7 protein-coding genes are annotated in these 12534 nt (G+C 71.0%); 5 read left to right on the plus strand and 2 right to left on the minus strand.

What is annotated here, in order from left to right; all coding sequences use genetic code 11:
* Nucleotides 1-28 precede the first annotated feature (28 nt).
* The 5 genes from AC5L30_RS01250 to AC5L30_RS01270 all read left to right on the plus strand — a co-directional run bounded on the left by AC5L30_RS01250 (nt 29) and on the right by AC5L30_RS01270 (nt 10323).
* The gene (locus AC5L30_RS01250) at nt 29-2851 is read left to right on the plus strand and encodes an AAA family ATPase (RefSeq protein WP_494864625.1); all 2823 of its coding nucleotides are present in this window, start codon (nt 29-31) and stop codon (nt 2849-2851) included.
* Nucleotides 2852-2897: 46 nt separating this feature from the next.
* On the plus strand, nt 2898-4046 hold the full coding sequence (locus AC5L30_RS01255; RefSeq protein WP_494864626.1) for an acyl-CoA dehydrogenase family protein: 1149 nt from the start codon (nt 2898-2900) through the stop codon (nt 4044-4046).
* A gap of 20 nt (nt 4047-4066) precedes the next feature.
* Entirely contained in the window at nt 4067-4528 is a 462-nt protein-coding gene (locus AC5L30_RS01260) for a MaoC family dehydratase (RefSeq protein WP_494864627.1), read from the plus strand.
* 380 nt (nt 4529-4908) lie between these two features.
* On the plus strand, nt 4909-6264 hold the full coding sequence (locus tag AC5L30_RS01265; RefSeq protein ID WP_494864628.1) for a glycoside hydrolase family 10 protein: 1356 nt from the start codon (nt 4909-4911) through the stop codon (nt 6262-6264).
* Nucleotides 6265-6678: 414 nt separating this feature from the next.
* Complete coding sequence (locus AC5L30_RS01270) at nt 6679-10323, plus strand: nSTAND1 domain-containing NTPase (protein ID WP_494864629.1); 3645 nt, start codon at nt 6679-6681, stop codon at nt 10321-10323.
* Between the two features lie 40 nt (nt 10324-10363).
* Here the strand turns inward: AC5L30_RS01270 and AC5L30_RS01275 are convergent, their stop codons facing one another.
* On the minus strand, nt 10364-11389 hold the full coding sequence (locus AC5L30_RS01275; RefSeq protein WP_494864630.1) for an acetylxylan esterase: 1026 nt from the start codon (nt 11387-11389) through the stop codon (nt 10364-10366).
* 22 nt (nt 11390-11411) lie between these two features.
* Nucleotides 11412-12449, minus strand: a complete 1038-nt coding sequence (locus AC5L30_RS01280) for a LacI family DNA-binding transcriptional regulator (RefSeq protein WP_494864631.1) — start codon at nt 12447-12449, stop codon at nt 11412-11414.
* Nucleotides 12450-12534 lie beyond the last annotated feature (85 nt).

Raw genomic sequence — 12534 nt, forward strand, 5'->3', positions numbered from 1 at the left:
CGGTTTCCGATGGGTAACACTGGCAGGCATGGTTACTGCATCAAGAGTGCAACTAACCGTGCTGCGTGGCCGGGACGACGAGTGCCGGGCTGTCCGGAGCCTGCTCGACGGCATGACCAACGCCGGCGGTGCCCTGCTGTTGCGCGGAGAGCCCGGATCGGGCCGGACGACGCTGGTCGGCTACGCCCATCGGCACGCCGAGGGCTGCGCCGTGCTCGCCGGCAGCGGGCTCGCCGAGGAGGCCGCCCTGCCGTACGCCGGCCTGCAACGTCTGGTCGACCCGGTGCTCGACCGGGCCGCCGCCCTGCCCACCGAGCAGCGCCAGTTGCTGCGGCGCGCGCTGGCCGGGAAGAGTTGCCCGGCCGACCGGCGACTGACCCTGTCGATGGCGGTGCTCGGGCTGCTCGCGGGCGCCGCCCGGGACCGGCCGTTGCTCGTCACCATGGACGACATCGACCGAGGTGACCCACAGACCGCGCAGGTGCTGGCGTTCGTGGCCCGCCGACTGCGGCACCTCCCGCTCGCCGTCCTGCTCACCGCGGACGTCACCGCCAACCTCGACGGGATACCGGCACACCGACTACGGGCGCTGACCGGGCCCGAGAGCAGCGCCGTCCTCACCGACCGGCTCGGCCGGCTGACCGAACGCGAGGGCGTCGACCGGCTGCCCGACCGGCCCGCCGCGTCGGCCCTGACCGCGTTGGCCACGATCGGCGGCGGCAACCCGCAGGCCCTGGTGGACCTCGCCGACGTGCTCACCGCCGGGCAGTGGCGGGGGGAGGAGTCGCTGCCCGCCGCGCCACCGGCGGACGGAGCGCTGGGTCGCGCGTACCGCGCCCGGCTGGATCGGCTGCCACCGGAGACCCGACGGGTGCTGCTGCTCGCCGCCCTCGACGAGGACGGCGAGCCGGGCACTCTGATCCGGGCCGCGGCGGCCGCCGGCGCCGAGGTCGAGGCGCTCGCCCCGGCGGAGGTCGCCGGCCTGGTCCGCGTCGAGCAACGCGGTGTCACCTTCCCGCAGCCGCTGGTGCGCACGATGATCGCGGCCAGCGCGCCGCTCGCGGAGCGCCGCGCGGCGCACCGACTGCTCGCCGAGGTGCTGGTCGCGGACGGGCAACGGCTCCGCCGGGCGATGCACCTCGCCGCCGCCACGGCGGGTGCCGACCCATCCCTCGCCGCCGAGCTGGAACAGGCGGCGGCCGGCGGGTCCGACGGCTGGGCCGCCGCCTCGGTGGCGCTGCGGTGGGCCGCCGAGCTGAGCGACCATCCGACGCTCACCGCTGCCCGGCTGCTGACCGCCGCCCGGTACGCCTGGGCGGGGGGACAACCCGACTCGGCCCGGCTGCTGCTCGACCGCCTCCGCGCGGTCTGCGCCGACCCGGTCGTCCGTGCGCGCGCCGACCTGGTCCGCGGCGAGCTGGAGCTGCGCTGCGGCACGGCGTCGGGTGCGTCGGTCACGCTGCTGGCCTCCGCCGCGGCGGTGGACGGCGCCGACCGGGCCCTGGCGTTGACCGGGCTGGTACGGGCCGGCGAGGCAGTCTGCTTCGCCGGCGACCAGTACCGGTACGCCGAGGTCGGCCGCCGGGCGCTGACGTTGCGACGTCCGAACGACCCGCCGGCCCTGGAAGTCATGGGCTGTCTGATCGCCGGGGTGGCGGCGACCCTGCGGGGGGACCATGAGCGAGCCGGGCCGGCGCTGCGCCGCGCCGTGGTGCTGGGCGGCCGGCTGACCGGTTGGGCGTTGACCCCCACCGCGCTGAGCTGTGCCGCGGCGGCCGGACTGCTGGTGGCCGTTGACGGCGCGGCCCACCGGCTCGCCGAACGCGCCGTCGAGCTGGCCCGGGAACGAGGCGAGCTGTCCATGCTGTCGCGGGCGTTGGAGCTGCGGGCGGTCGCCGAGTACTGGCTGGGCCGACACGAGGCGGCGGCGGAGACCTCCCGCGACGGACTGCGCGTCGCCCGGGCCACCGGTCAGGTCAACTGCGCCAATGTCCACCTGGGCATGCTCGCCGTCCTCGCCGCGATCCGGGCCGACCGGGACACCAGCCTGCGGCGGGTCCGCGAGATCGGGGAGTCACCGACGCCCGGCAGCCGCCCACACGCGCTCGCCGCGTGGGCCCTGGCGGTGCTCGACCTGGTCGACGGCCGGCACGCCGAGGCCGCGGACCGGTTGGCGTCGCTGGCTCGGCTCGGCACGGGTCGAGGCCAGGTTCTCGTGCAGGTGATGGCCACCCCGTACCTGGTGGAGGCGGCGGCGCACCTGGCGCACCGACCGGCGGCGACCGCCGCGCTCGCGGCGTTCGACAGGTGGGCCAGCAGCACCGCGAGCCCGCTGCGCCGGGCCCTGTCCGCGCGGTGCCACGCGCTGCTTGCCCCTCGGGGCGGCGCCGAGGCGGAACGGGATTTCCAGGCGGCGCTGCGCCTGCACCCGACGGAGGCCGGCACGTTCGAGCGGGCCCGCACCGAACTGCTCTTCGGCCAGGAGTTGCGCCGCAGTCGACGCCCGCGCGACGCGCGGACGCACCTGCACCAGGCTCGCGAGATGTTCAGCCTGCTCGGGGTGGAGCGCTGGGCCGAGCAGGCCACCACGGAGCTGCGGGCGGCCGGCGAGTCGATCGGTCCGCCGGACCTGCCCGCGGCGCGGTTGCTGACCGGCCAGCAACTGCGGATCGCCGAGTTGGTCGCCGAGGGCGCCACCAACCGGGAGATCGCCGCCCGGATGTTCCTCTCCACCCGTACGGTCGACCACCACCTGCGCAACGTGTTCCACCGGCTGGGCATCCGGTCGCGTACCGAGCTGGCCCGCGCGTTCACGGCCGAACGGCACGTCGGTCTGGCGTCCGACCGGTGACCGTCCGGTCTGGACGAGTTAAACTATCACCGCTAGTTTAATCCTCATGGACCTCACCCTCTCCGCCGAGCAGGCGGCGGTCCGCCAGCTGGCCGCCGAGTTCGCCGACCGCGAGCTGCTGCCGCACGCGGCCGCCTGGGATCGCCGCGAATCGGTCGACCCCGCCATCGTCGGCATGCTCGGTGACCTGGGCTTCCTGGGGCTGACCATCGCCGAGGCCGACGGTGGTTCCGGCGGCGACCACCTCGCGTACTGCCTGGTCCTGGAAGAGCTCGGCCGGGGCGACTCCGCGGTGCGGGGCATCGTCTCGGTCTCCCTCGGCCTGGTCGCGAAGTCGATCGCCGCGCACGGGAGTGCGGACCAGCGGGCCGAGTGGCTGCCGAAGCTCTGCGCCGGCAGCGCACTCGGCTGCTTCGCGCTGACCGAGCCAGACAGCGGCTCGGACGCGGCCGCACTGCGCACCCGCGCGGTTCGCAACGGCACCGACTGGCTGCTCACCGGCACGAAGACGTTCATCACCAACGGCACCACCGCCGACATCGCGCTGGTCTTCGCCCGCACCGGCGGCCCCGGGCACCGGGGAATCAGCGCGTTCCTGGTGCCCACCGACAGCCCGGGGCTGACCCGGCGGGAGATCCACGGCAAGCTCGGCCTGCGCGGTCAGGCCACCGGAGAGCTGGGCTTCGACGAGGTACGCGTGCCCGACACGGCGCGTCTCGGCGCCGAGGGTGGCGGATTCCGGCTGGCTCTGGCCACCCTCGCCAAGGGTCGGATGTCGGTGGCCGCCGGGTGTGTCGGTATCGCCCAGGGCTGCCTCGACGCGGCGGTCGGTTACGCCGGGCAGCGGACCCAGTTCGGCAAGCCGATCGCCGGACACCAGCTCGTTCAACAACTGCTCGCCGCCATCGCGGTGGACACCGCTGCCGCCCGGCTGCTGGTGTGGCAGGTCGCCGACCTGATCGACCGCGACCAGCCGTTCGCCACCGAGGCGTCGATGGCCAAGCTGTTCGCCAGCGAGGCCGCCGTCCGCGCGGCCAACAACGCGGTCCAGGTGTTCGGTGGGTACGGCTACATCGACGAGTACCCGGTCGGTAAGTACCTGCGGGACGCCCGGGTGGCGACCCTCTACGAGGGCACCAGCCAGATCCAGCAACTCCTCATCGGACGCGCGCTCACCGGCGTCAACGCCTTCTAGCAGCTGTAGGGAGACCTGGCATGAGAGTGTTCACCTCGTTCGAGGAGTTGGCCACCGCGACCGGTGAGAGCCTCGGGCCCGGCCCGTGGCAGCGCATCGAGCAGAGCCGCGTCGACCTCTTCGCCGACGCCACCGACGACCACCAGTGGATCCACCTCGACCCGGTCCGAGCCGCGGCGGGGCCGTTCGGCGGGACGATCGCGCACGGGTACCTCACCCTGTCGTTGTTGCCGGCGTTGGCCGGCGGGCTCTACCGGGTCGAGGGGGTGGCGATGGGGGTCAACTACGGGCTGAACCGGGTGCGCTTCCCCGCGCCGCTGCGGGTCGGCGCCGCCGTACGGGCCACCGCCACCATCGCCGACGTGTCGCCGGTGAGCGGCGGTGTGCAGTTGGTCGTGACGGTCACCGTGGAGAGCGACAGCGGCGGCAAGCCCGTCTGCGTGGCCGAGACCGTGAGCCGGCTCTACCGCGCCGTGGAGTAGCGACCGCCCAGCTCCGCAGGGGCTGGCCGAGTGCCGCGACGCCCGGAAGGCGTTGCGAGAAAAGTTCCGGAACTAGCGGTGCCCTGTCGCTCGATTGGCCTGCCCGGCCACCGCGGCAGGGCACCGTTGTCGGCTGCCGATACAGCGTCACCTGGGCAGCTCATCCTGCCCCGGCGCGCGGGCCGAGCCACTTCTCGAAATTCTTCCGGAAATTCTTGCTTGTCGATCAGTGGCGCTGACATACTCCATATCCACCGAGGTCGATGACCGGGTATGTGCCTCTTCCCGGGCGCACTCCCGCGCGTGGTCCTGACCCGGCACCCCACCACCGCAGGGGCGGTGCGTCACGTGCCCTGCCTGGTTCCACGGAAGGAAAAGACATGATCGAACGGTGCCACGGGGACACCCGTCCACGGACGGGCCCCCGAGCGCGTACGGCGGTCGTCCTCGCCGCCGCGGCTCTGCTCGCCGCAACCAGCGCCGCGTTCCTCCCGGGCACGGCGAGCGCCGGAACGACCCTGGGCGCGTCCGCCGCGGAGAAGGGTCGCTATTTTGGTACGGCGGTGGCGGCGAACAAGTTGTCTGACAGTGCGTATACGACGATTTTGAACCGTGAGTTCAACTCGGTGACGCCTGAGAATGAGATGAAGATCGACGCGACGGAGCCGCAGCAGGGTCGGTTCAGTTACGGTGCGGCTGATCAGATCGTCAGTCACGCGCGTAGTCGGGGTATGAGCGTGCGGGGTCATACTTTGGCGTGGCATTCGCAGCAGCCGGGCTGGATGCAGAGTATGAGTGGTAGTGCGTTGCGGCAGGCGATGCTGAATCACGTGACGCAGGTGGCCACGCATTTCCGGGGTCAGGTTGTGGCGTGGGATGTGGTGAACGAGGCGTTCGCGGATGGTAGTTCGGGTGCGCGTCGTGACTCGAACCTGCAGCGTACGGGCAATGACTGGATCGAGGCGGCGTTTCGGGCCGCGGATGCCGCGGATCCGAACGCGAAGTTGTGTTACAACGACTACAACACCGACAACTGGACGCACGCGAAGACGCAGGCCGTGTACAACATGGTGCGGGACTTCAAGTCTCGTGGTGTGCCGATCGACTGTGTGGGGTTCCAGTCGCACTTCAACAACGAGTCGCCGTATGTGAGTAACTACCGCACCACCCTGTCGAGCTTCGCGGCGTTGGGTGTGGATGTTCAGATCACCGAGTTGGACATCCAGGGCGCGTCGGCGAACACGTACCGCAGCGTGGTGGAGGACTGCCTGGCCGTGGCCCGGTGCAACGGCGTCACGGTCTGGGGTATCCGGGACAGTGACTCGTGGCGGGCCTCGCAGACCCCGCTGCTGTTCAACAACAACGGCTCGAAGAAGCCCGCGTACGACGCGGTCCTCGCGGCGTTGAACAACGGCACCACGCCCACCGACCCGCCCACCGACCCGCCGACCGACCCGCCCGGCGGCAGCTGCACCGCGACCCTGCAGGACAGCACCCGGTGGGGCGACCGGTTCAACAGTCAGGTCACCGTCAGCGGAGCGAGCAACTGGACCGTCGTGGTCGCCGTCACCCCGCCCCAGAAGGTGTCCAACACCTGGAACGGCAGCCCGAGCTGGGACACCAGCGGAAACGTCATGACCATGCGGTCGAACGGCAGCGGCAACGTCTTCGGCTTCACCACCATGGCCAACGGCAACTGGAGTCGCCCGGTGGTGCAATCCTGCACCGCCTCCTGAGCACCTCCGCGCGCTGATGGGGCGGCGACGGGATCCCGTCGCCGCCCCATTGCCGCACCGTCTCAGCAGTCGATGCTAACGCTTCTGATGGGCGTTGCCGCGGTAGCGAACTCGTAATCGAATAGAATCCCCTCGTCTATCCGGGAATGCGTGACACCCCCCGATCCCATGACGGTCATCAGTGCCTTGGGTAACAACGCCGATGCCGTTTCTGGCCCGCATCACACACCCCCTTCCAGTCCTCCTCCGTGTCGTCGATCGCGTTGGGTCGTCGACGTGGCCGCACGCCTGGTCGTGCGGTGGCTGCTTCCCGACACTCGTCGATCGGCGTTCACGTAACTAGATATAGTCCCGAATGGATTGTTTGCCAATCATGTCGTGAGACTGACAAACAACTCTGTGACGGGGGACAACGTGGGGAGACCTGAGCGGCCGCTCGACCCGGAGGCGGGTGAGCTGGAGCGTTTCGCGCTCGACCTACGCCAGCTGCGGGTCAAGGCGGGCGGGCCGACGTACCGCCAGCTGGCCAGACGCGCGCACTTCTCGGTGACCACCCTGTCGAAGGCGGCCAGCGGCGAGACCGTGCCCAGCCTTCAGGTCACACTGGCGTACGTGGCCGCCTGTGACGGCGATCTGGCCGAATGGACTGACCGGTGGCACAGCCTGATCGCGAGCATGACGTCCGCCGAGACGACGGAGGCCAGCCGCGGGCCGTACTGGGGGATGGCGGCATTCCAGCCGGCGGACTCAGAATGGTTCTTCGGACGCGAGCGCATGGTGGCTCAGCTCGGTGAAATGCTCACCCGCCTCCGCTTCGTCGCGGTTTTCGCCCCGTCCGGTGCGGGCAAGTCATCCCTGCTGCGGGCGGGTCTGATAGCGGCCGTGGCCGAAAATCCCGTCAACGGTCAGCCGGCCTGGGCCACGCTGCTCATGACGCCCGGCGAACATCCAATCGAAGAGCTCGCGTACCAGCTCGTGAATGAGCAGGATCTGGCTCGTGACACGGTCCAACGCCAGCTGGCCGATGACCCGGCCAGCATCGGCGGGACGATCGAGCAGATTCTTGATTCCCGTCCATCGTTCGCGAACATCCTCATCGTGGTGGACCAGTTCGAGGAACTCTTCACCCTCTGCCGGGACGAGGAGGAGCGATCGCGGTTCATCGCCGCGCTGCTCGCCGCGGCGGAGGTTCCCAGGGCGCGCGTGGTGCTGGGAGTACGTGCCGACTTCTATGGTCGGTGTGCCGCCTATCCGGCCCTGGTGGCCGCTCTCCACGAGCACCAGCTGTTGATCGGCCCGATGGACGATGAGGATCTGCGTCGGACGATCACCGGTCCCGCCGAGCGCGCCGGACTGCTGGTGGATCCGGCGTTGGTGGAGATGGCCGTGGCCGACGTCGGCGGTCAGACCAGTGCGCTGCCGCTGCTGTCCCACGCACTGTTGGAGACGTCGCGTCTGCGGCAGGGCAAGCGGATCACACTGGCCCACTACCGCGAATCAGGCGGTGTGAACGGCGCCATCACCCGTACCGCTGAAGGGGTGTACGCGCAGTTCGATGAGGGGCAGCGAGCGCTGGCACGGGACATCTTCCTGCGCCTGACCGCCCTCGGTGACGGCACCGAGGACACCCGACGCAGGGCACCCCTCGCCGAGTTGGTGGGTGGGGTGGACCCATTGGCCGCGGCTGAGGTGCTGGGCAGGTTGACGGCCGCGCGGCTGGTCACAGCGGACGAGAAGGGCGTCATGGTGGCGCACGAGGCGCTGATCCAGGAGTGGCCCCGGCTGCGTCGCTGGTTGACCGAAGATCGGGAGCTGTTGCGCTCCCACCGCAGGCTGACGGAGGCCGCCGCCGAGTGGGACCGGCACAACCGCGTGGACGGATTCCTGTATCGGGGGGTCCAGTTGGCGCTCTGGGGAGCGCACCAGGTGATGGACCTCAGCGACCTGGAACGAGACTTTCTGGAGACCAGCCGGGCACGAGAAGCCCGGCACCGGGCAGCCCGACGGCGGCGGACCAGCGTGGCGGTGACCGGGCTCGCGGCAACCGTTGTCGTGGTGAGCGTCCTCGCGGCGGTGGCACTGGTCCAGGCGAACCGGGCGACCGCCGAACGAGACCTCGCTGTTGCCCGACAGTTGACGGTCGAGGCCAACAACCAACTGCAGATCGACCCGCAGCAGGCGCAGCGCCTCGCCAGACGCGCTCTGACCACCCGCCCGACTGTCGATGCGGAGATGGTGCTCCGCCAGGCCACCGTCGACGACCGGTTGCAGGCAATTGTGCCGATGAGCAGCAAGAATGCCTTGGGCGTGGCGTTCAGTCCGGACGGTGAGCGGGTGGCGGCCACCGGGACGGATGGCGAGGTGCGGGTGTGGACCTGGACCGGGCAGGGCGTCTCTGGGCCGGGCCTGGCTCTCACCGGTGGAGGTGAGGGACAGGTCTGGAGCCCGATGTTCAGCCCGGACGGGAAGCGACTGGTCACCGCCGGCTCGGACGGCACCGTCCGGATCTGGCAGGTCGACGGAACCGCTGGACCCGTTGTCCTGCGCGGGCACGAGGGCCCGGTCTGGGGCGTGGCCTTCAGCCCCGACGGACGGTTGGTCGCCAGTGCCGGCGAGGACACCACCGTTCGGGTCTGGGATGCCCGCGGCGGCGACCAGCCGGTGGTGCTGCGTGGGCACAAGAAGGTCGCGGTCGGTGTGGCCTTCAGCCCTGACGGGCGCCAGTTGGCCAGCAGCGGGCACGACGCCACGGTACGGCTCTGGGATCTGGCCGCACGATCCACCAGAACGATTCTCACCGGGCCACGCGAGGCCACCAGGACATTGGCGTTCAGCCAGGACGGCACCCGCCTGGCCTGCTCCAGCGCCGACGGTACGGCGTGGGTGTGGCCGCTGACCGGGCCGGCGACCCCGGTGGTGCTGCGTGGACATGAGGGCACGGTGGAAGGGCTCGCGCTGAGCCCGGACGAGCAGTGGATCGCGACCACCAGTGACGATTTGACCGTACGGATCTGGAACGCCAGCGGCGCAGGTGACCCGCTGGTGCTGCGCGGCCACACCAACCGGGTCTGGGCGTTGGCGTTCAGTCCGGATGGATCCCGGTTGGTGAGCGCGGCCGACGATGGCACGCTACGGATCTGGGACCCGGTCAGCGATCGGGTGATTCTGCGGGGCCACAAGAAAGCCACCTGGTCCGCCGCGTTCACCCCTGACGGGCAGCAGGTGGTCAGCGGCGGCGAGGACGGCACGGTGCAGGTCTGGAACCTGGCCACACCGGCTGAGCCTCGGGTGCTCGGCCGCCACGACGGCGACGTCTACGGTCTCACGGTGAGCTCGGACGGGACGAGTGTGGCCACCGGCGGCCGGGACGGCAGCGTACGAGTCTGGGACCTCGCCGGCAGACACGATCCCGTGGTGCTTCGCGGGCACGAGAAGCAGGCGTGGATCGCCGACTTCAGCCCTGATGGCCGTCGCCTGGTCAGCGTCAGCAACGACAGGAGCCTGCGAATCTGGGACCTCACCGGCCAGAGTGCCCCGGTGGTCCATCGAGTCGCCGAAGAGATCCGCTACGTCGCCTTCAGTCCGGACGGCAGGAAGGTCGCCACAGCCGGCGCGGAGGGCACCCTGCGGATCTGGGACGCCCTCGGCACGGCCGAACCACTGCTACTTCCCGGTCATGAGGGATTGGTCTGGGCCGTGGCCTTCAGCCCGGACGGACAACGGGTCGCCAGTGCCGGCTTCGACGGCACAGTGCAGATCCACTCCATCACCGGCGGCATCGCCCCGATGGTATTGCGAGGACACGAGGGTCCGGTCTGGCACGTGTCGTTCAGCCCGGATGGGCAATGGGTGCTCAGCTCGGGAAAGGACGGCACCGCCCGGCTGTGGCGCGCTTCGGAGGCCGCGCAGTCCGTGACCTTCGAGGGATTCGGCGCCTCCGTCGAGACCGTCGACTTCAGCCCGGACGGCGAGCGGCTCGTCTCGACCCACGATGACGGCACCGTGCGCGTCTGGCCCTGCCGCGCGTGTGCTCCGGTCCAGCGCCTGCTGGCGCCGTGACCGGGACGTTCACGGCGTCGACGCGCGACGTGGCGCCTTGTCAACGAACGGATGCCGGGGGCGGTGCCGGGCCCCGGGTCACGTGGAGCACCGAGCCCAGCCAGCGCAGCTGACGCCGGACGTGGACGGCCTCGCCGCCCTCGTGGCCGTTGAACGGGTAGACGTGCATCTCCCGCTCGGGTGGGACCGGCCGCCCATTCGCGGCGCCGTAGTGGTTGTAGGCGGCGAAGGCGGTTCGCGGCGGGCAGACGGTGTCGCGGCGGCCGACTCCGAACTGCGCCGGTGCCGTCGCCCGACGCGCGAAGCTGACCGCGTCCACGTAGGACAATGTGCGCCACACCGCTTCCTCGGCCTCCCGGTGCACGCCGAGGTACCGGGCGATCTCGCCGTACGGCGCGAGGTCGGTGAGCGCGACGGCCCGGCGCATGTCGCAGAGGAACGGGGCGGTGGTCAGCACCGCGCTGAGATCGTCGACGAGACCGGCCACCGCCAGGGCGATGCCGCCGCCCTGGCTGTTGCCGACCACGCTGACCCGGTCACCCTCGACCCCCGGCAGCGCGCGGACCGCCTCGACCGCCCGGACCGCGTCGGTGATCAGGCGGCGGTAGTGGTAGTCACGCGGATCGAGGATCCCCCAGGTGACCGGCCAGGGCCCGCCGGGCGCGCCGTGCGGGTCGGGGGTGTCCCCGGCGCCGTGCTGCCCCGCCTGGCCCCGGTTGTCCATCAGCAGGTGCGCGTACCCGGCCACCGGCCAGGTCAGCCGTTCGTGGGGCAGGCCGCGACCGCGTCCGTAACCGGCGTACTCGACTACGACCGGCAGCGGCTCTCGAACACCAGCCGGGCGGGTGTACCAGGCGCGAACCGGGTCACCGCCGAAGCCGGCGAACGTGACGTCCCAGCAGTCGAGTAGCCGCAGGTCGGTGGGCTCGGGACGGACGTCGACGAGCACCGGCACGGCGGCCGCCTCGGCGAGGGTGCCCCGCCAGAACGCGTCGAAGTCGTCGGGCTCGGCGACCTCGGGCGCGTACCGCTGGAGTTCGTCGAAGGTGAGGGCGGAGTGGGGCATGGGTCCTCGCAGGGGCCGGGGGTCAGTGCGGGTTGGCGGGGGGCGCGGTGCTCTCCCGGACGACCAGCTCGGTCACCAGGTCGATTCGGCTGGTCGCCGGCTCGTTGCCCCTGGTCAGGTCGAGCAACATCTGGGTGGCGATACCGGCCATGTCGCGCAGCGGCTGGTTGATGGTGGTGAGGGCCGGGTCGGTCCAGGCGGAGACCGGCAGGTTGTCGTACCCGATCACCGAAAGGTCCTCGGGCACTCGCAGGCCGCACTGACGGGCGGCCCGGAGCACCCCCATGGCCTGGATGTCCGACCCGGCGAAGATCGCCGTGGGTCGGTCCGGCCGCTGGAGCAGTTGCAGCCCGTGGGCGTGCCCGGCTCCGGCAGAGAAACTGCCGTAGCGGATCAACTCGCGGTCGACCGCTATCCCGGCTTCGTCGTGGGCCGACTGGAAGCCGGCGGCGCGGGCGCGGCTGCACAGCACGTCGGGTGGCCCGGAGATGATGGCGATCCGCCGGTGCCCCAGCTCCAACAGGTGCCGAGCGGCGAGCAGACCGCCGTTCCAGTTGTTCGACCCGACGGTGGGCACGGAGGCCGAGGTCGCGCTGTCGGTGTCGACGACGACGAACGGTATGCCCTGCCGCCGCAGGTGCTGCTGTTGGGCCTCGGCCAGGTGCGAGAGGACGAACACCACGCCCAGGGGTCGGTCGGCGAGTAACGCCTCCAGCCATCGTGCCGGCGGGCGGTGCGCGCCGTCGAGTTGGGCGACCGACAACCCGATGCCGGCCGCGGAGGTCACCGCCTCGACGCCCCGCAGGATCTCCATCGCCCAGCCCGTGTCGAACTGGTGGAACACGAGGTCCACCCGGCCGCCGCTGGCCGCGTGTCGGCGGGCACGGCGCTGGTACTGGTGGCGGTCGAGGCTCGCCTCCACGCGGGCTCTGGTGCCGGGGGCGACATCGCCACGTCCGTTGAGGACCTTGGACACGGTCGCGACCGAGACGCCGACATCGTTGGCGATGGTCGCGATGGTGGTGGAGGCGGGTGGGGCGAGCGGGCGGTGCTCTGTCATCGCAGCCTCATACAACATCCGAAAGTTTCGGCCGACCTTAACATGACGAGACATTCACGCCAGTCGGTGCCGCAGTCGGGCCGCC

The sequence above is a fragment of the Micromonospora sp. BQ32 genome (genome assembly GCF_059358895.1).

Bases quoted from the DNA above. Each gene is read 5' to 3' on its own strand.
- AC5L30_RS01280 (WP_494864631.1), bottom strand. From the start codon at position 12,449: ATGACAGAGCACCGCCCGCTCGCCCCACCCGCCTCCACCACCATCGCG.
- AC5L30_RS01260 (WP_494864627.1), top strand. From the start codon at position 4,067: ATGAGAGTGTTCACCTCGTTCGAGGAGTTGGCCACCGCGACCGGTGAG.
- AC5L30_RS01265 (WP_494864628.1), top strand. From the start codon at position 4,909: ATGATCGAACGGTGCCACGGGGACACCCGTCCACGGACGGGCCCCCGA.
- AC5L30_RS01275 (WP_494864630.1), bottom strand. From the start codon at position 11,389: ATGCCCCACTCCGCCCTCACCTTCGACGAACTCCAGCGGTACGCGCCC.
- AC5L30_RS01255 (WP_494864626.1), top strand. From the start codon at position 2,898: ATGGACCTCACCCTCTCCGCCGAGCAGGCGGCGGTCCGCCAGCTGGCC.
- AC5L30_RS01250 (WP_494864625.1), top strand. From the start codon at position 29: ATGGTTACTGCATCAAGAGTGCAACTAACCGTGCTGCGTGGCCGGGAC.